16 protein-coding genes are annotated in these 18,426 nt (G+C 67.7%); 6 read left to right on the plus strand and 10 right to left on the minus strand.

The features are described 5' to 3' along the window. Nucleotides 1-132: 132 nt before the first annotated feature. Nucleotides 133-2,106: a hypothetical protein gene (locus H3H55_RS34445; protein ID WP_193102660.1), complete on the minus strand. Its 1,974-nt coding sequence runs from the start codon at nt 2,104-2,106 to the stop codon at nt 133-135. 1 nt (nt 2,107) lies between these two features. Between H3H55_RS34445 and H3H55_RS34450 the strand changes: the two genes are divergently transcribed. Together H3H55_RS34450 and H3H55_RS34455 are read left to right on the plus strand one after the other, a co-directional pair. After that, nucleotides 2,108-2,458, plus strand: a complete 351-nt coding sequence (locus H3H55_RS34450; protein ID WP_193102661.1) for a hypothetical protein — start codon at nt 2,108-2,110, stop codon at nt 2,456-2,458. A 430-nt stretch (nt 2,459-2,888) separates the two neighbouring features. After that, a complete protein-coding gene (locus H3H55_RS34455; RefSeq protein WP_193102662.1) occupies nt 2,889-3,788 on the plus strand; it encodes a hypothetical protein in 900 nt (299 codons plus the stop codon). Between the two features lie 60 nt (nt 3,789-3,848). On the opposite strand, the gene H3H55_RS34460 is transcribed toward H3H55_RS34455, so the two are convergent. After that, entirely contained in the window at nt 3,849-4,628 is a 780-nt protein-coding gene (locus tag H3H55_RS34460; RefSeq protein WP_193102663.1) for a GNAT family N-acetyltransferase, read from the minus strand. 376 nt (nt 4,629-5,004) lie between these two features. Here H3H55_RS34460 and H3H55_RS34465 point away from each other — a divergent pair, with 376 nt between their 5' ends. From H3H55_RS34465 to H3H55_RS34475, 3 genes are read left to right on the plus strand one after another with little or no spacing between them, the layout of a single operon-like run. Continuing rightward, nucleotides 5,005-6,228, plus strand: coding sequence for an aromatic ring-hydroxylating oxygenase subunit alpha (locus tag H3H55_RS34465; protein WP_193102664.1), 1,224 nt, complete (start codon nt 5,005-5,007; stop codon nt 6,226-6,228). A 2-nt stretch (nt 6,229-6,230) separates the two neighbouring features. Beyond that, a complete protein-coding gene (locus tag H3H55_RS34470) occupies nt 6,231-7,826 on the plus strand; it encodes an FAD-binding oxidoreductase (RefSeq protein WP_226800686.1) in 1,596 nt (531 codons plus the stop codon). After that, nucleotides 7,816-9,036: an MFS transporter gene (locus tag H3H55_RS34475; protein WP_193102665.1), complete on the plus strand. Its 1,221-nt coding sequence runs from the start codon at nt 7,816-7,818 to the stop codon at nt 9,034-9,036. The genes H3H55_RS34470 and H3H55_RS34475 overlap by 11 nt, the downstream gene beginning before the upstream one ends. Before the next feature lie 184 nt (nt 9,037-9,220). On the opposite strand, the gene H3H55_RS34480 is transcribed toward H3H55_RS34475, so the two are convergent. From H3H55_RS34480 to H3H55_RS34490, 3 genes are all read right to left on the minus strand, one after another. After that, the gene (locus H3H55_RS34480; protein ID WP_193102666.1) at nt 9,221-11,122 is read right to left on the minus strand and encodes a hypothetical protein; all 1,902 of its coding nucleotides are present in this window, start codon (nt 11,120-11,122) and stop codon (nt 9,221-9,223) included. A 333-nt stretch (nt 11,123-11,455) separates the two neighbouring features. Beyond that, a complete protein-coding gene (locus H3H55_RS34485) occupies nt 11,456-12,463 on the minus strand; it encodes a hypothetical protein (protein ID WP_193102667.1) in 1,008 nt (335 codons plus the stop codon). A gap of 253 nt (nt 12,464-12,716) precedes the next feature. Further along, a complete protein-coding gene (locus tag H3H55_RS34490; RefSeq protein ID WP_193102668.1) occupies nt 12,717-14,057 on the minus strand; it encodes a hypothetical protein in 1,341 nt (446 codons plus the stop codon). A gap of 268 nt (nt 14,058-14,325) precedes the next feature. On the opposite strand from H3H55_RS34490, the gene H3H55_RS34495 reads away from it, so the two are divergent. Continuing rightward, entirely contained in the window at nt 14,326-14,661 is a 336-nt protein-coding gene (locus H3H55_RS34495; protein ID WP_193102669.1) for a hypothetical protein, read from the plus strand. Between the two features lie 219 nt (nt 14,662-14,880). Here H3H55_RS34495 and H3H55_RS34500 read toward each other — a convergent pair whose 3' ends face one another. From H3H55_RS34500 to H3H55_RS34520, 5 genes are all read right to left on the minus strand, one after another. Continuing rightward, nucleotides 14,881-15,714, minus strand: coding sequence for a hypothetical protein (locus H3H55_RS34500; RefSeq protein ID WP_193102670.1), 834 nt, complete (start codon nt 15,712-15,714; stop codon nt 14,881-14,883). 152 nt (nt 15,715-15,866) lie between these two features. Next, complete coding sequence (locus tag H3H55_RS34505) at nt 15,867-16,322, minus strand: CesT family type III secretion system chaperone (protein WP_129518198.1); 456 nt, start codon at nt 16,320-16,322, stop codon at nt 15,867-15,869. Nucleotides 16,323-16,407: 85 nt separating this feature from the next. Then, nucleotides 16,408-16,611 (minus strand): hypothetical protein, encoded by a 204-nt coding sequence (locus H3H55_RS34510; RefSeq protein ID WP_129518197.1) that lies wholly within the window; start codon nt 16,609-16,611, stop codon nt 16,408-16,410. Nucleotides 16,612-16,756: 145 nt separating this feature from the next. Then, a complete protein-coding gene (locus tag H3H55_RS34515) occupies nt 16,757-16,999 on the minus strand; it encodes a type III secretion protein (protein ID WP_193102671.1) in 243 nt (80 codons plus the stop codon). An 18-nt stretch (nt 17,000-17,017) separates the two neighbouring features. Next, on the minus strand, nt 17,018-18,292 hold the full coding sequence (locus H3H55_RS34520; protein WP_193102672.1) for a secretion protein: 1,275 nt from the start codon (nt 18,290-18,292) through the stop codon (nt 17,018-17,020). Between the last annotated feature and the right edge of the window lie 134 nt (nt 18,293-18,426).

The raw sequence follows: 18,426 nt of genomic DNA on the forward strand, positions 1-18,426 counted from the left end.
CTTTCCGCCGCTGGGCGCCCGCGCTGCGGAATTCGTGGCCCGAGGTCAGTGTGTTGACCTCGGGCCATTGACGTTTGACGGGTTGCGAAGCGCGCTTGCGGTTGTGCCGCACGTCCGTCGGCGACCTCGTCGTCAAACCTGATCCGGCCCGGACGGTTCAGTGTTCCGCGGGGCTCGACGCCGTCGCATGGCGCCGCTCAGTGCGTCGGTCGCCGACGACGCAGCCTGATCGAACGCCGTCACGCCCGCGCCGACGACGGCACCTGGCGCGCGCACGACCGTATCGAACGTCGCTGCGGTTGCATTGGCAACCGGTTTGACCACATGACGCCCGGCGCCCGTTGCCACGGTTGCCGCGCCTTTCCCGAGCGGATCGAGCACGGGGCTCGCCATGTCGATGGCCCGCGCAAGACCTTGTCCCACCGGTTTCAACGCGTTCCGATAGGCGGCCCCGGAGACCGCTTGCACGCCCTGGCCAAGGGGCTTGAGCGCATGCTCGAACGCGAACTGGGCAGTGCCGGACAGCCCGTTTCCCACCGACGTCAGGACCGGGCTGACATACGGTATGTCGGCAATCGGCGACAACGCATTGCCCACGCGAGTCAGGCCCGCGCTGGTGTACCGGATGCCGAGACCGGCACCCTTGTCGACGATGCCCATGGCCGTGCCGAGCGCCTGCGTGACGGTATGGCCGAGCGACGCATTGCGCTCGCCGTCAGGCCGTGCGATGCGGTCGAGATCGTCGAGCGTGGTCGCTTCGTGACCGGAGATCCGCGCCAGCATCGCACTTTGCTTGCCGGCGTCGGTGGTGATGCGGGCGTTCTCCTTGTCGCCGTCGGCACCGACCCACTTCTCGGCCGCCATCGATGCGGTCATGCTGAGGACCTCGGTCGGCGTCGAATACATCAGCGTGATGAGCTGTTCCAACGAACCGGAAATGACGCCCTGGTGTTCCAGGATCGACAGCAGCAGCCCGATCGTCGCGGCAATCTCGCCGCCCGTGGCCATCGACCGTATCGCGGAGCCGGTGCCGCGCGCGGCCCGGATCGTGTTGAGCGTCGATTCGCTGACGTGCGTGCGTACGTCGGCCACGTCCGGCCGCGGAATCACGCCGGTTTCGATGAGGTTCATCTTCGCGTCGACGAGTTCCTCGTGGTCGCTCATCACTTCGAGCGGGATCATCGCGCCGGACATCCACGTCGCCAGCAGGTTGGTGAACTGCTTCGCCACGAGCAGCGCGGCGGCGGCCTCGGTATGGCCGGCCTGGCGCGCCTCGCTGGCGAGTTCGCGCACATAGTTGTTCGCGATGGAACCGATCGCGGCGATCGCGCCCGAGTAGGCGGCGCTCTTCAGCGTGTCCCACGCTTCGCCGAAATTGTCCGGCAGGAAGTTGCCGCCCTTCATCACTTCGAGCAGTCGCGAGATGACCATCGAGTCGAACGTTTCGGCAAACAGCGGCGTCAGCGAATCCAGCAGCGGGCCGAATTTCGCCACGGCGGCTTCGCTCATCGAGCGTTTGACGTTGTCCCAGATGCCGTAGTCGAAGGTCGCGCCGATCGTTCCGGTGCCGGTCAGGCTGGCGCCGACGCCGTACGCGAGCTGCTTCGTGAACTGCTTGTTGTTCGCCAGCGACAGCAGCGACATCGCGCCGAAATCATGCCGGAACTGCGCGATACGCATGTTCTTCGCCGGGTCGTCGTATTGCCGCTCCAGGATGGACTGCAGGCGCGCGCCGGTTCCGTTGTCTGGCGTCACATGAACGCGGATACCGAGATTGCGCAGGAAATCGGACGGATGCTGATCGCCGCCCGGCATACGTGCCTGCGGCGTGAAGGCGGATGCGCCACTTGCGATCGCGTCGCGCAGCATATCGGTGGCGACGAGCACATCGCCGCCCGCCAGTCGCATGAACGCGCTCATGTGCTCCATCAGGTTCTCGTCCCACTCGATGCGGATCGTCGCACCCGGTGGAAGCGCCAGGTTCCTGACGGTGTCCGGGTCGAGTTCCGACAGCAGGTTCAGCACGCCCTGCGCGCCTCGATCCTGCTCGCAGCGCAAGCGCCCGTCCTCGTGCCGGGTCAGCGGGCCGCCGCAGGGCGGCGGCATCGTGAAGCTGACTTCGTTGTCGGCCGATGCCGTCGATGCGGATGTGACCGACGCGGCCGATGACGTTGACGTCGTCGCGGCGTTTTCGGGCGCGATGCGGTCCATCTCGATGGAAGATGCGGCGCTGGCGCGGCGCGACCGGTGCGCGTCGAGGACCGTACTGTCGACGCGACGCAGGCTGCCCGTGCCTTCGGCGGGGAGCGACTCCGGCGGCCGCGCGCCTGACGCCGGCGTATCGGTCGAACCGCGCGGCTTCAGCGCGGGAAATTCCGTCGACGCCCGACGGGAAGCGTTGCCCGACGGGCTCGCGGCCCGGCTCGGCAGGGTGTTGTCCGGCGCTGCGTCCGGCTGAGGCGAGTGCGTCGACGCGACGGGCGACGTGGAACGAATCGAAGACGACATGGTGTGGGCCCGGCTGACGAAGATGGCGTGACCCAACACTACGTCGCCCGGTGTTCGGGCGCGGTTGCGATTGCGAAAGGCGAGCGCGGTTTACGAACCGTCGGGCAAAGCCGTTTCTCGGTGATTCAATCGACGATACGTCGGCAGGTTTTGCGTCGATCGGCATCGTGCACGAAGCGATTGCTTCCGGGCGCGGCGCAGGTTTTACCGAGGTTCGCTGCCGGCTTGCACGTGGTCGGCAGATGCGCGTCGAGCGTCGTTGTGCGGCAATCACGGCAACCACGTTCGGATCCTGATCGACGCATTCGCCGGCAACCGTTCACCGACGGCCGTCATCCGATGAAATGGCCGGCACGGAACAACCTCAATGGAGTACGACCATGCCTACGCCCGTTCGATCGGGGGCCTCGAGCCCGGTGCACAGCGAACCTGCCGAAGAAGCCGGGACGGCGGCGAGCGCCGCCGCGTCCCCGACGCCTTCGGCGCGCGAGCGCGCGATCCCCGAATTCATGCAGCCGTTGCTGAGGAACCGCTCTCCCGTGCGTGACGTTCAGCATGCGCAACGGCGCTGGGAGGAACTGCCGCGCCAGCACGTCCCGCAATCGATCGCGGAGGCGGACCGCCTCATGCATGGATTCACGACCAGTTTCCATTTGCCTGAAGACCATCCGCTGCGCATCGATCACGAAACCTATCGTCAGCTGCTGGGCCGCTTGCAGGCGATCGCGGAAAATCTGCCGCCGGTGAGACCAAGCGCGCGTGCTCAACAGCTGACCCAGTTTGCGGGGCTGATCCACGGCATGGATCACGCCGATCATCTGGGCGCGTTCGCGACCGTTCTCAAGGGTGTCAGCGAGGAACTGCCTCACGATCAGCAGGGCGTGCCGCTTGCGGCGCTCGTGGCAGAGACCGGCAAGCTGTCGGGCGACCTTCAGCCGCTGCTCCGGAGCGGACTGTTCGAAACCATCACGAAACTGCCGGCGGAGCATCGGCACAAGCCGATGCAAGCCTTCGCCGGCCGGCTCGGGGAATCCGCCAGCGACATTCGCTTGCCGGAAAACGCCGACGATCTCGAACCGTTCTCGAGCATGCTCCGCGAAATCGAACTGCTGCCCGACCGCTATCGGAGCGAGCCGCTCACGAGACTGGTGACCGCGATCGGCCGTCAGCCGACACAGCACCACGCGGCGCTCATGACGATGGTCGAAGCGCCGATCAAACGCCTGTCGGCAGCGCGGCGGCATGGCCCGTTGCAGGCATTCGCCGATCTGCTCGACTAGATGGACAGCGCCCGACGACGCGCAGGCCGGCGATACAGCGTGCATGCCGGCCCGGCGCGGTCAACGGGCCGGGCTGCGCCTTGGCGGCGGAATGTCCGCGAACGTCGGATCCAGTGCGATCCAGAACGCTTTCGTGTCGCCCGCTACGGTAAGTGCCGGGTCGGGCCGCCAACCGCGCCGGTGCTTTCGTTCCAGCTGCGCCGTATTGCTTTCCCATACGCGGGACAGCTTGTAGCGAAAGCCCTTGGCGAGCAGCGCCTCGTCGACTTGTTTCGCGAGGTTTCTTGCGACGTCGGTTCCGCGATGTTCCTTCGCAACCAGGATATTGATCTGCGCAACTTGCCCCGGGGCGTGCAGTTCCGTTTCCGAATAGTCCATGAAACCCGCGATGACCTCGTCCTTGACCGCGACGACCATGCCGTCATAGATGCGCGGGTCAAATGCGTCGGGCGGATAGTCATGCTCGAAACGGGACGCGAGCGCGGCACGATCGTCCCCGTCTATTTCGAACAGGAAACTGATGAGCTCGTCTCGGGTGTTCTCGTCATTCGGGTCGATTTCGCCCATGCGGGTTCCGTCGGCATAGTGTCTGACATTCGTCATCATGACCGGCCCGACGAGCTCGGGCGTACCGACGGCATGCCGCGACGCACCGGCCGCTTGTGCAACCGGCGCACCGGGGCCGCCTGCGACGGCTTCCGGCGTGGTGCCCGACGCGCGAAAGCGTTGTGATGACGGTGCGTCGCTCGCGGTCTCCAGCGACGCCGTGCTCTGGCGGCGCTTCCCGAGAAAAGACGGCGGGAATTGCGATCGGGTCTGCGCCTGCGCGGCCGTGTCCACGGTCGGCGTCGGCGTACGGCGTGTGTTATCGGTGGGGCTTTCGCTGGCCCGCGGGGAGGAGTCCGGATTCTCTGTGCGCGTCACTCGCATGGCGTTCGGGGAATGGTTGATGGGATGTGGACGAATGTAGGCGGAGGTGGCGCGATGGCAGCCGTCGCATCGGAACGGCGGTTGCCGAATGCGAAGCACGCCCGAGCTACACATCGGCTCACCCCGACGTTTCCTTCGCCGCCCCCGGATGACGCGCACCCGTGAATCCGGCGACCGTCCGATACGGATGGATCGCCACCGTTTCGCATCGCAGCCGTCGCGACGGCACGTTTCTCCTACGATCGCTGTCACGGCCGCACGAGCGCGGCTCACCAGGGGGAACTTCATGCAGGCTGCGCAGCGCTATCAACATGTCCTTACCCAGCATCTCGCGAAACCGCTCGAGCACGCGGTATCGCTACCCGCGCTGTTCTACACCGACCCCGGGATCTTCGCGCACGAGCTGGCGGTGCTCGACGAACGTCACTGGCGCGTCGCGGCCGCGAGCGGGCAGGTCGGCCGCCCCGGCGACGTGCTGCCCGTCACGCTGTCCGGCATGCCGCTCGTCGTGACGCGCGACCGTGACGGCACGCTCGATTGCTTCCACAACATCTGCAAGCATCGCGGCGTGCCGCTCGTGAGCGAAATGGCGAGCGACGTCAATTCGATCCGGTGTCCGTATCATGCGTGGCGATACGGGTTGAACGGTTCGCTGGAACGCGCGAGCCACTTCAACGGGATCCACGATCACCGCGTGGACGAATCGCGCCGCGCCTGTCTCGAACTCGATCGCGTGCGCAGCGCGTGCTGGAACGGCCTCGTCTGCGTGAACCCGGGCGGGCAAGCGGCACCGCTCGCCGATACGCTGGCCGCGCTCGACACGCGCTGGCACGACTACGACTTCTCGCAACTGCACTACGGCGGCGCGCTGCACTATCGCGTGCACGGCAACTGGAAGCTGGTGGTCGAGAACTTTCTCGATAGCTATCACAACCCGTTCGTTCATCCCGCGCTCAACAAGGCGTCGCTGTGGAACGAACACTATCAGGTCGTGGACGATCATTTCTGCGGCGTCGGCACCCACGTCTACGATGCGGCGACCGCGGGCCACGGTGGCCTGCCGACGTTCGCCGGGCTGTCGCCGCAACGTGCGCGCGGCGCCGAATACCTGCTCGCGAGCCCGACGCTGATGCTGGGCCTGCACGCGGACTACCTGTTCGTGCTGACGGTCGATCCGGTCGACGTGCAGACCACCGACGAGCACGTGTACTTCTTCTTCGTCGGCGAGCCGTCCGGCGACGCATCCGATCCGCTGGAAGCGATCCGCATGCGTGTGCGCGCGAACTGGGATCGCATCAATCGCGAGGACATTCCGATGATCGAGGGCATGCAGGCGTGCCGCCGCTCGCCGGGCTATCGCCCCGGCCCGTTCTCGCCGTTCCATGAAGGGCCGCTGCACGCGTTTCAGCTGTCGCTCGCGCGCCGGATGGCGCCCGAACCGGACGTTCCGGCATCGTGCGCCGTGCGGCACGACGCGTTCCGTTTCCACCCGATTTCAGTCGAGGCATGACCATGCAGATTGCATTTCACGGGCCGATGCACGGCGATCTGGGCGAACGGCTGCGCGCGCTCATCGGTGCCGACGCGGTACTGACCGACGAGTCGTCGCTCGCGTTTTATTCGAACGACGTGTTCTGGCAACCGGGCGTGGCACCGCTCGCGATCACGCTGCCGCGCAGCGCCGACGACGTGGTGGCGCTTGCGCGGCTCGCGCAGGACCTCGACGTCGCGCTGATTCCACGCGGCGGCGGTTTGTCTTACGGCAAGGGTTATCTGCCGCCGCACCGCCACTGCATCGTGGTCGACACGCGCCGCATGTCGCGCGTGATCGAGATCGACGAGAAGAGCCGTTTCGTCACCGTGGAAGCGGGCTGCACGTGGGCCGAACTGCATGAGGCGCTGTTGCCGACCGGCTTGCGCACGCCGTACTGGGGGCCGATGTCCGGGATCGGCGGTACGGTCGGCGGTGCGCTGTCGCAGAACAGCGCGTTCTACGGATCGAGCCGCCACGGCACCGCGGCCGACAGCGTGCTCGGCGTCACGGCCGTGCTGGCCGACGGCACCTGCGTGACCACCGGATCGGGCGGGCGGCGCGGCGCGAAACCGTTCACGCGGCACGGCGGCGGGCCCGATTTCACCGGGCTCTTTCTCGGCGACAACGGTGCGTTCGGCATCAAGGTCGCCGCCACGCTGCGCCTGATCGAGCGCACGCCGCATGTCGGTTACCTGTCGGCCGGCTTCGCGACGATGCAGGCGATGGTCGACGCGCAGGTGCGTCTCGCGCAGACCGGCAAGATCGCCGAGAGCTTCGGCATCGACCGCAACAAGGCGCTGCAGTCGGCCGCCGTGAACCGCTCGGCGGACAGCGTCAAGAGTCTGCTGGCCGTGATCGGCGCCGGCAAGAGCCTCGCGGTCGGCATGAAGGATGCGGTGACGGTGGCGGCGGCCGGTACGCAATTCCTGACCGCGCATCCGTACACGCTGCACCTGATGGTCGAGGACGAATCCGCGCGCCGTCTCGACGAGGCGCTGGCCGAGGTGCGCGGCATCGTGCTGCGTGAAGGCGTGGAGTTGCCCGATTCGGTGCCGCGCGTGATCCGCGCCAAGCCGTTCGGCCCGGTGCGCGGCATGCTCGGGCTGAACGGCGAGCGCTGGGTGCCGTGCCACGCGACGTTCGCCCTCGGCGACGCGCTGTATGTCTGCGACGCGATGGCGCGTCATTTCGAGGGCTTCGACGCGTTGATGGCGCAGCACGGGATCAGCCGCTCGCATTTCCTGATGTGCATCGGCAACGAGTTCTTCTTCGAGACCGCGTTCTACTGGCGCGACGAACTCACGCCATTGCATGTCGCGATGGTCGGCGCCGACGTCACCGCGCCGTGGGCCGACCGGCCGGCCGCACCCGACGCGCGGGCCGCGGTGCAGGCGATCCGCGACGCAACCTATCTCGCGTATGCGGAACTGGGCGGTGCGAGCTGGCAGGTCTCGCGCGACTATCCGTTCGAGCGCGTGCTGGAGCCGGGATCGTGGAACCTGATGCGGCGCGTCAAGGCGAGCCTCGATCCGGATCGGCGGGTCAACCCGGGAGCGCTCGGCGATGGCTGCTGACGCGCGCGAAGGGGCGGCCGGCGGCGACGGCCTCACCGGCGCGCAGGTGGCGCTGATGGCGACGCTGTGCGCGTTTTCGGCGGGCAGCCTCTATTACAACCAGGTCATGGCGGCCGCGATCGCGCACAGCTTCGGCGTCGCGCCGGCCACCGCGAGCACGCTGTCGGTGTTCGGCCATGTCGGCTACGTGGCGGGCCTCGTGTTGCTCGTGCCGCTGGGCGATCGCTACGAGAAGCGTGCGCTGGTCGCGCGTCTCGCGTGGCTCGGCGCGCTCGCGCTGGCCGGCGCGGCGCTTGCGCCGTTCTTCGCGCTGGAGGCGCTTGCCACGCTCGCGAGCGGCGTGTTCGCGACCACCGCGTCGCTGACGGTGCCGTTCGCGGCCACGCTGGCGGCGCCCGAGCGGCGCGGCCGCGTGGTGGGGCGCGTGATGCTCGGGTTGCTGATCGGCATCGTCGCGAGCCGCGTGGTGTCGGGCGCGGTGACCGAGACGCTCGGCTGGCGCGCGATGTTCGCGTTCGCGGCGCTCGCGCAGGCGGCCCTCGGATGGCTCGTGTCGCGCCGGTTACCGCGCGCGCCGGCGACGACCGGTGAATCCTATGCGGGCCTGCTGCGCTCGTTGCGCGCGCTCTATCGCGACGAGCCGCGCCTGCGGCTGGCGGCATGGCGCGGGGCGCTGCTGTTCGGCGCGTTCAGCGCGCTGTGGGCGAGTTACGCGCTGCATCTGCAGCACGCGCATCCGGCGTGGGGCGCGTCCGTGGACGGGCTGTTCGGGCTGGCGGGCATCGCCGGTGCGCTGATCGCGCCGGCGATCGGTCGCGCGGCCGACGTGCTCGGCCCCGAGCGCGTGTTCGGGCGCGCGCTCGCCTGCCTGTTCGTCGCGCTCGCGCTGTTCGCCGCGTGGCCGGGGCAGGTCGCCGTCGAGGCGCTGGCGATCGTGCTGCTCGACATGGGCATCCAGGCGGCGATGGTCTGCAACCAGACCGTGATCTATGCGCTGCGGCCGGCTGCGCGCACGCGCATCAACGGCGTCTACATGATCGTCTACTTCATCGGCGGCACCTGCGGCACCGCGCTGGCCGTGCCGGCCTGGACGGCGGCCGGATGGTCGGGCGTGCTGGGCGTTTGCGCGGCATTCGTCGCGGCGGGCGCGGGGTTGCACGTCGGGGCGCGGTGGCGTGCGCGTGGGTTGCGCGGAGATCCGACCGTGTGAACTGGCGCGATTGGCTCCACTCCGTTGAGCCGGACACGATCGACGGAGTGAAGCCGTGTCGACGCGCTGCTCGCGACAACCGCCGCGTCCCGGACTTCTGCACCGCGGTGAGTCAGGACGGTCGCGTGGACACAATCCTGACCCGTGCGCTGGATGCGCCGGTGCGGCAGGCGTCATCCGCCGCCTAGCGCCTGGCCGACGCACCCGCCTCGACCGCCACCGGCACGATCGCGCCAAGCGCGCTGACGCCGAGTCCTGCGAGGTGATTCCACTGCGCTGTCTCGTCGAGCGCCATCGTGGTGAACGCGAGGCTGAACGCAGCGCGGAATGCTTCCTGCACGTTTCTGATCGTATAGGCCGACGGGATGCCGTGCGCCGGCGCCTCCGGGATCCTGCCGGCTTCCTTGTCGGACATCTCGGAGAACGTCGTGGACAACTGCAGCAGCGGAAACTCGCCGAGCAGGAACCGGACGGAGCGCGCCCAGTTCTTGGCCCACGCGAGGGTTTGGCTGTTCTCCTGGTCCATGCCGATCTTCAGGATGCGCGCGAGACGGCCGTCGCCCGGTTGCGCGCCGCCGAGGAACTGGCCGAGGTTCGCGAACGCCTGCAGCACCGACGACGTTACACCGAAAATCGCCGCCCGGTTGCCGAGGTTCGACAGCCATTCGTCGTGAACGGCGGGGCCGATCGCACCGAGCACCGCGCCCGTGACGCTCAAGGCCCCCATCGCGGCAAAGAACGCGGCTCGTTTCGGCGATCCGTCCTTCGACATCGCCGCGATCCGCGCTTCCGTGTCCTGTGCCTCCTCGAACGCCGCGTCGATCCGGACGCGCCGCTCGTCGTTCGCAGGCAAGCCGTCGCGAAACCGGAGCGCGGCGGTGCGTATCGCGTCGATGTCGTGCGTGAACCGCTCGACGTGGGCGTCATACGTCAGCGGCGGAGCCGGCGCAGGGTGTGCCGATGCCGTCGCGTCGTCTGCCGGTTGCGCGTCGAGCCGGGGAAAGATCGCATCGTGCAGGTTGGTGATCGATAGGCAAGCCTTCGCGATGTCCGATCGCATGCGATCGAGCGGGTACGCATGCAGCTCGTCGAGCACGCGTTGCAGTGCCGATGCCGGATCGGCGCCGCGCGCAACGGGCCCGAATCCTTGTTCGAGATCCCGTCCGGCCGGTTCGACCCGATCGGGTTGCGCCGGTCGCGCGTCGTTCATCGCGGCTCGCAGCCCGTCGGTCGCGATCGGCACGAACGCGGGTTCGACGGGGCGGGGCGCGTTGCCGCGCAGCAGGGTCGAGATTGGCCGCACGATACGCAGCATCACGTCGTTCAACGCGCCGGTCTGCATCGCCGCGCCCAAGGCGGACAGCACGAAGCCGCTGACCTGAAACGCCGGCGGCGCTGCCTGGCCGGTCGCCTTGCTGACGGCGAACATCGTGGCCAGCGCCGCCATCTGGTCGAACGCCTGCACATACCCCTGGAGCCGGATGAGTTGCCCGCCGGCGTCCTTGTAGCGGCGCTGCCCGTCGGTTGCGAGCGGATATTCGGTCGTTGCGGCCAGCGCCATCGCGAGCGCCGAACGCGAAGCCACCAGCGCGGCCATCCTGCCGACGTCATGAAAGGACGTGCCGGTCGCCGGGATGATCCCCGGCGCGGCGTACCACGCGGCGTTCTTGGCCACGATCGCGAGCATCGCTTCCGTCATGCCGATCGCGCGCTGGATCTTGCCGGCGCGACCGGCAGCCTTCTCCGCGGCCTTTCCTTCGTCCGAGGCCAGCAGCGTGTCGAGATCGCCCGTCATCCTGTCGAGCGTCTGCTTCACGGGTTGCGCCATCGCGATGTGTTGCTGGAATGCGTCGACGCGCCGCAGATGGGCGTCGGTCAGCGCGTTGACGTCGTGCTTCGCCAGTTCCGTTCGCAACTTCGTGTGGAACGCGACGGCGTCGTCGACCGACGCCGTCAGCGCTGCCGCCAATTCGTGCACGTTCCGCGACAGCGTTCGCATCTCTTCGTAGCCGAGGTGCGCCGTTTGCTGGGCCGGTACCGAATTCGGCTCGTCGGTCTGCGCTTCGGTGATTCGGGCGTCGGGCAACGCCGCAGATACGCGTTCTGTTTCGCCGCTCTCGTGGCGAGGCAACCGCGCGCGGGTGCCGGCACGTAGCGTCGACAGTTCGACTGTGCTGGCAACCGGCGACTCGCTCGATCTTCGCCGGTGCTGAAACGAGGTCAGCGATGAAAGACGTTGATCGGCCGACGCGGCGTTCGCCTCCGGGCGTCCTGCTTCCGGGCTCGGCGTCGCGGGGTTGTCGGGTGCGAGGTCGGGGCGGCGAGGAGAAACGGCGGATCGTGTTCGCATGACGTTTTCGTCTTTCAAAAATGGGTGACCGGGAGAGGCGCGGCCCGTATCAGGCCGCCGATGCATCCGTCAATTCAGGCGCCATCCGTTTCTGAGCAGACTCCGCTCCGCCACCGCCCGCATCGATTGCGTGTTTCCCGTGCAATTCAAGCCGTCATCGCATGTCATTCCGTATTTCGATGTCAGCTTGCGCAGTAATTCGGAATTGAGGACACATTCGATGGTCATCTCGGGCATCGAGGTGTGCCTTGCAAGATGCCAGATGGCCAGATCGACGGCCCCCGGGATATCGGAGTCGTTCTCGATGGACGGAAACGAAATCGTCCGACCTGACTCGGTCGCGGAGACCCAGAAATTCCCGACCGATTCGTGCGTGTGCACGTCGAACAAGTCAAACGGCCCGAGTGCGCTGCACGCGATCACATAGATGTTTCCATTGGTCGCGCATGTGTCAAACGGAAGCGCTTGAAATTCCGATACCGAAGCCGATCCGGCTGCAGAAGACGCGCCCGTGTGCAGGTCTTGCGGCGGCGCCGACTGCCACGCGTCGCCGTGAAAATACTGTGCGTCTGCCGCGGCGGCTTCGTCGAAGTAATACGGCTGCCCGCCTTGCGTGCTGTACCAGCCGGCGCCACCCGCCAACCCTGGCATGAACAGCCTGGAGCCGTCGGATGCGGTCACTTGCGAGAATCGGGTCATGCGCTGCCCTCCGTCGGGAGTCGGCGCGCGGGCCATCAATACCGTGCCATGTTGAAGCAGCGTGCCGGTCAGATACCGTGGCGGCATGCCGTTCTGGATAAAGCAGAGCTGTGTCGACGTGGTTCCCGTCGGGTTGTCGGCCCGCACCGGACCGGGTTTGGCGGAAAAAGCGGTATCTGTTTTTCGTTCGGGCGTTGGGGCGCGTGCCAATTGCGCCAGTCTCGCGTCGACGCGCGGGCTGACGCGAGTCGACGCGGCGGGGGCCGGCGATGCATCGACATGACCATCGTTTTGATGGCTGCCCACGCGCTCGAGCGCGCCGCCATCGAGGTCGGTCGGCATGCTCGCGCCGTGGTGCGTTGCATGGGTGGTTTGCATCAGATCTCCAGTATCGGGTTGCGTGCCGGATTGGCCGCGACGGTCGGCATGCGTATCGACTGCAGTCGATGCGTGCGCGGCGGCGGGCAGGCGAGGGCGTGATGTGTCGACCGCATCGGTATCCGCTGCCGCACACACCGCTCGACTTATAACAAGCGGGTGCCGTGTGGCAGCGGCGGCGTCTGAAGCGTCGTCGTCGAACCCGAAGCTGTGCCGGATCGATCGCGGGTGTGCTGGCAACCGGTTGGCGGATTCAGCGCGGCGGCGTCGCATCCTCCGGGCGTGGCTGCACGGTCCCGGGCTCATCCGTTGCAGCCGGCGGTGCGTGTTCCGCCGGCGCGGCTTCCGGATCGATGGCCGCAACCGTGCGGCGCGGCGACATGCTCACCATGCCGATGAAGTTCACGAACATCAGGCCGATCGACAACGCCGCGATCGTGTTCGTCAGATCGTCGCTGTCGCTCGCACTCAGGTGCGCGGCGGGCCCGGCCTTGCTGATTGCATCGAGGACCGTGTACAGGATCACGAACAGCGACTCGACCGCGAGCGTCGATCCCGTCGCCCGATCCTCGACGTCATCGCGCGTCACGCTGCCGACCACCTCTCGTCCCGCCCAGTTGTTGATGACATCCTTGCCGACCGGAACATGCACATGGGTCGTGAGCCGGAGGTCCTGCACCGCGCGCAGAGCAGGCCTCAGGCCATCGGCCAGGTGGTCGTAAAAGGCCGTGAGCGCCGGGTACACCAGCGCGTTGATCACTTCGCCCGCGGCGTTGGCGGCGGCAAACGCGCTGAAATGGCCGAACGCGCTTTTCGCCGAGCTGGCCAGCGCGGCATCGCTCGTGCCCGAATAGGCGGCGCCCGTCCCCTGAAGCTTGAAGATCGGGATCTGGCTGACGCCATAGACCACCATGTTGGTGAATACCGCGCGGCCGTTCGCGTGTTGCAGCGACGGGTCGCGATTGTCTGCCGGCCGGATGAACAAGCCGATCGCGCCGAGGCTGGCCGAATACTCGGTCGCCTTGATCAGCAATGCGGTCGCTTTGCCGAGCCCGCCGGTGGTCCCCGCAATCGTCGCCGCGGCACCGAGCAACGCGATATTGGACGCCTGGGCCGAACGGGTCATCCAGTTGCCGCGCCCGTTGACGCGTTGCTGGGCCGCGACGAGCGCGTTGAGCATCCCGACCCCGGCGACGATGCTTGCGGACACGGCGACTTTCACGGGTTCCGACACATGCTCGAGATTCTTCGCGGCGAGTTGCCCGACCACTTCGCGGATAGCCGTCGCCAGATAGTAGATCGTGCCTTCGCGCGCTGTCGCATGCAACACGTTGGCAGTCCAGCCGATGCCGGTCGTGGTCGCCGTGTTGCTGAGCAACTGCCGGAGCAGGCTGACCTGTTCCGTGATCTGCGCTTCCTGTTGCTCGATGCTCTCGGTGGATGGGGTGGCTTCCGGCGGCGTCGTTGTGCGTGTGCGCGTCGACTGAACTTCGGTGCCCGGTGCGGGCGTGTCGATCGGCGTCGGCGGTACGTCGGTCGTTTCGATCGCTTCGGTCGACTCGTCTGGTGTGTCGGCAAGCATGCGTTGCGGCACGATCGGAACCGGTGGCGTGTCGGGAGAATTCCGGCCGATTCGCGAATCCGGGGTGCCCGCTGCAACGCGCTGCGGCTCGGCCGAAGCGGACGACGCGGATGGAGCATGCCGGATGACAGGTCGCAACGGCCGTACGCTGGCGGCAAGCTGCGGCGGCACCATCGGGACGGGCGGCGCGCCAGGAAAATTCCGGTCGATTCGCGAAGCCGACGCATCCGGTGTATCGCGTCGCGGCTCGACGACGGCGGACGGCGCCGAGCGGGAACGCGTGACCGCGGGCCGCAACGGCGACACGCTGGCGGCATATTGCGGCGGCACCATCGGAACCGGCGGAGCCGACCTGAAACGCCTGTCGATACGCGAAGCCGATGCGCGCGTTGCTTCGGATTGCTGCGGAAGATCCTGCTGCCGGTTTTCCATCCGGTTCGCCGACGAAGCGCCGTTCGCGTGCCCCGGTTCACGCGATGCCGAATCCGCCGGTGTCGATCGCGTGTCGGAGCGGTCCGGCAGTCCTGCCAGCTGCGAAGGCCGGCCGGGAGTCGGCCGCGATGCCGATGCCGATGGGGCGGGCGGCGCGGAAGGGCCTTCGTGGGTCGCGGCGTGATACGGATCGGCGCTTTCGCCGGTGGTTATCGGAATGGTCATCGGCACACTCGGATCAGGTCTCGAAACCCAAACAAATCATGGCGACTGCCGGCGTCTGCTCGTTATTGCGGTCACACCCGCACGCGCACGGCATCCATGCTTTCGTACGACGGCTAAAAATGCCCACTCCGGGGCATGCCGTCAGCCCCGGCGTCGGTTGCTGCCGGCATTGGCGTGATCAACGGCGATCGAATCGGCCGTCGCCATATCCACCGGTCAGCGGAGTCTCGGACGCCGAGTCCTCCGCGTAACGCGCCAGGCGCGCTTCGCTTCTCGACTGGCTCGCGCTGATGGTGCCGCCGGTATTGCCGGCACGGGTCCAATCGGACGTAAAGGCACGCAACGCTTGCCGCACAGTGCGGAAGAGCTGCCTGGCAGAGCCGATTCGCGCGTCGACAGGAGACGTCGCGAATGTCGGGACGGCCGGTCCCGGTGCAACACCGGCGGGAGGGTGAGGTTGCGGCGGATGGGCCGGTCGCGCCGGATAGGACGCTTGCGGCGCCGGCACGGATCCCGGATGCGGTCGAGCGAACTGCGGCTCGGGATACGCGTGCACCGGCCGCGCATCCACGTTTTGCGCCGGGCCGAATCTGCCGCCCGGCTTGTAATCGGCGGGATCGGGCATGGTCAGCGGTCCCCGCGCCGGCCCGGGCATCGAGTAGGTGCGCGGGCGTCCCGGATACGCGTTCGACGACGGCTCGTGCGGATACGGCGGCATCGACATCGGCCGTTGCGGGTAGGGCGCGGGCGGTGTCCGCGGCGCGACGCGCGGCGCGGTGCCGGCCGGCACCAGCACGTCCTGCAGGTTCGTCCCCCGGCCGGGCACATTGAACGCGCCCCGCGTGCCGGGCCCTGGCGCGGGCCGTTGCAGACCGCCCAGCAGTGCGCCGGGCTGCTGCGCCGTCGACGAACGCACCGAACCCTTGCCGGGGGGCGCATTGCCGGCCCCGTCGTGTTGCCGCGTCGGGTCGATGGTAGGGCGCGGGCCGTGGAAGATACGCGTTTCAGTCATGTGACCTCCGGGGTCAACGGGTTCCGGACCTCAGCATAGGCGCGCGGCCGCGCGGATCGCGGCACCGAAGCGAAGACGGATAAGCGGACGCGAAGTGTCGTCCCGCCACGCGGCGCCATCCGTGGTTCGACACGACGCGTCGCGGCGCGCGCTCACGCGCGCAGCCAGATGAATTCGCCCGTCGCGATCCCTTCGAACATGTCGTCGCTCGATTCGATGATGTTCTGCCGCCAGTACCGCCCGTGCTCGGCATAGTGCGACAACAGGTCGGCGATGGTTTCGCCGGTCACGTCGTCGGCGAACGGCACACGCACGATCAGCACGATGCCGCCCGTGTCGCTGTCCATGCCGAGTTGCGCCTGATCCTGCGCGTAGATCAGCAGGTTGGCCTCCAGCATCAGCCGGAAGATCGTCAACGTGCGGCCGGCGGTGACCGTACCGTAATGAAAATTGACGTAGAGCGCGCCCTGATCGTTGTCGAAGTGATCGAGCCGAACGTCGAAACCCTCGACCTCGATCGTGCGCGTCTGCAGCACGTGGTCGACATCGGGCAAACCGACGGCGGTGCACAGCTCGCCGATCAACGCGGTATAGATATCGATACTCATCGGCAACACAACCGATAGGAAAAGCCGACCGCGCCGCGACGCGGCCCGATCGGCGAAAAGACGGTGCCGGCTGGCCCCGTCTCGATCACGACGGGCTGGCGGCGTCCTTGATGCCCTTCGCGCCGCCCTTCAGCGCCTCACCGGCCGCCTGCTTGAGCTGCGCATCCGATTGTGCCCCTGCGATCGCCAGGGACTGGTTCGCATTGGCCTCGATCTGTCCGATGATCCCGCCGGAGGCGGCGGCGCCGTTTGCGCCGCCTGCAATACTGCTACCCACGTTGCTGAACATGACTCACTCCTTTCGACGTGTGGAAAAAGCCGTACGAAGGACCTCGCGGTTGCCCGCGAGTGACTTCCCCGGCAGTCGTTGCAAAACGCGACGGCCCGGTGATCCGGCGTCGCGGGATTCCGCGCGCAAGCGCGAAAACCGGGCGTTACTTCGCGAGTTCCTGTTCGCGAAGCTGGGCGACAAGGCGGCTGGCCGCCATCAGCCCGAGATAGATCTTCGAGCGATTGCTGCGGTCGAGGTCGTTGCCGCCCTGTGCGTCGCCGACCGCCTGCGCGCTTTGTTGCAACGCGCGTTCGAGTTCGATCAGTCGCGGCCCCGCGGTGGGATCGGCAAGCAGGTTCTGCAGATTGCCGAAATCCTCGGCGTGGCGTTCGATGGCTTCGTACATGCGTTTTTCCCCTTGGGTTCAGTGAATCGACGCCGCGGCCACCCGGTCGTCCGACGGCAACGGCACGGGGCTGGCCTGCGCGGCAGGCGGCGTGGCGGGCGAGCCCGGCGTGTCGGACACAGCGCCCGGCGCCGATGCGGCGATCGCGTCCGATGCGCCGTCGTCGGCGGCTTCCGGCACGGGATAGATGTGCTTCACGCCGTCCGGCGTTTCGGCGTACCGCACGTCGCCCGACGACAGCAGCGCGGTGAACGTCCCCTGTTTCGGCGCCGGCGCCGGAACAGCGATATCGCTCAGCGACACGCGAATCTGCGTGACGCTCTTGTCGAAATCGCCGCGGATACGCGTCAGCGCGTTCTCGACGCGTTGCCGGTCGGCCACCGCGCCGGACACGGTAAACACGCCATGTCCGTCGTAGGCGACCTGCACGCCGTCGACATCGACGGCATCCCGGATCCCGCGGGCGATGTCGTCGGCCACCCGGTAGCGGCGCACGACGACGCCCGGCTTCAGGTGATCGAACAGTTGCCGCGCGACATGATCGTCGTTGGCCGAGCGGACCATGCCCGTCACCACCGCGCGCGCGGCGCCGTCGCCATCCCGCGCCGCATGCAGCTCGTTCAGGTGCGCGTCGGCCAGCGCGCGGTTCACGCGTTGCTCGAACAGCACGTCGGGCGGCGTGAGCGCGGCGCGGCTGACGTTGGTGGTCAGCACGAAGCTGATGCCGATCACGCCCGCGCCGACGGCCACGCACGCGGCGACGATGCCCGTATAGCGCAACCGTTTCAGGCGCGCGGCGCCGTGTTGCGTGTCGTCGCCTTCGCGCGATGCGTGGGCGGGGCCGGTCAGCAGCGTCGACAGCAACGCGAGATCGCTCGGCCACGTGTCGTCCGCCCAGCCGATGCACAACGCGATGTCGTCGAACTGCAGCGGCACGAAGTCGACCATCCACACCTTGCAGGGGTCCAGCGGCGGGTCCTCGCCCACGGTGTGCGCTTCGTCGTGAGCCTCGCGTTGAGCCATGCCAGCCGCTACGTCGCCATCGACATCGCCGTCGAGCCGCCGGCCGTCCGGCGACGTGGCGAAAGCAGCCTGCGGGTCATCCGCATCGCCGCGCTCGATTCGCTGGCTGCTGACGGCGCCATTCGGCTCGACCACCAGCAGCACGTCGGCGCCGCGCCAGTCGGTGAGCTGGATGTCGGCGTCGTCGTCGACGCCGACACGATACGCGCCGGGCTCCAGATGGACCTGGGCGCCGGCGTGGTGTCCCGTGAGGATGCGCAGCAGTTTCATGGTCACTCGGATCCTTGCGGTGAGGCGGGCGACATGCGTCGAATCGCATCGGCGTCGCGTGCTTTCGATGCTTTCACTGTAGCGACCGACGATGCCGGCGCCTGACCGGCGCGCGAACCGGCGTGCGCGGTTGC

The sequence above is a fragment of the Burkholderia sp. Z1 genome (assembly GCF_014893795.1).
GTDB lineage: Bacteria > Pseudomonadota > Gammaproteobacteria > Burkholderiales > Burkholderiaceae > Burkholderia > Burkholderia theae.

Bases quoted from the DNA above. Each gene is read 5' to 3' on its own strand.
- H3H55_RS34445 (WP_193102660.1), bottom strand. From the start codon at position 2,106: ATGCCGCCGCCCTGCGGCGGCCCGCTGACCCGGCACGAGGACGGGCGC.
- H3H55_RS34455 (WP_193102662.1), top strand. From the start codon at position 2,889: ATGCCTACGCCCGTTCGATCGGGGGCCTCGAGCCCGGTGCACAGCGAA.
- H3H55_RS34465 (WP_193102664.1), top strand. From the start codon at position 5,005: ATGCAGGCTGCGCAGCGCTATCAACATGTCCTTACCCAGCATCTCGCG.
- H3H55_RS34470 (WP_226800686.1), top strand. From the start codon at position 6,231: ATGCAGATTGCATTTCACGGGCCGATGCACGGCGATCTGGGCGAACGG.
- H3H55_RS34475 (WP_193102665.1), top strand. From the start codon at position 7,816: ATGGCTGCTGACGCGCGCGAAGGGGCGGCCGGCGGCGACGGCCTCACC.
- H3H55_RS34485 (WP_193102667.1), bottom strand. From the start codon at position 12,463: ATGCAAACCACCCATGCAACGCACCACGGCGCGAGCATGCCGACCGAC.
- H3H55_RS34500 (WP_193102670.1), bottom strand. From the start codon at position 15,714: ATGACTGAAACGCGTATCTTCCACGGCCCGCGCCCTACCATCGACCCG.
- H3H55_RS34505 (WP_129518198.1), bottom strand. From the start codon at position 16,322: ATGAGTATCGATATCTATACCGCGTTGATCGGCGAGCTGTGCACCGCC.
- H3H55_RS34510 (WP_129518197.1), bottom strand. From the start codon at position 16,611: ATGTTCAGCAACGTGGGTAGCAGTATTGCAGGCGGCGCAAACGGCGCC.
- H3H55_RS34515 (WP_193102671.1), bottom strand. From the start codon at position 16,999: ATGTACGAAGCCATCGAACGCCACGCCGAGGATTTCGGCAATCTGCAG.
- H3H55_RS34520 (WP_193102672.1), bottom strand. From the start codon at position 18,292: ATGAAACTGCTGCGCATCCTCACGGGACACCACGCCGGCGCCCAGGTC.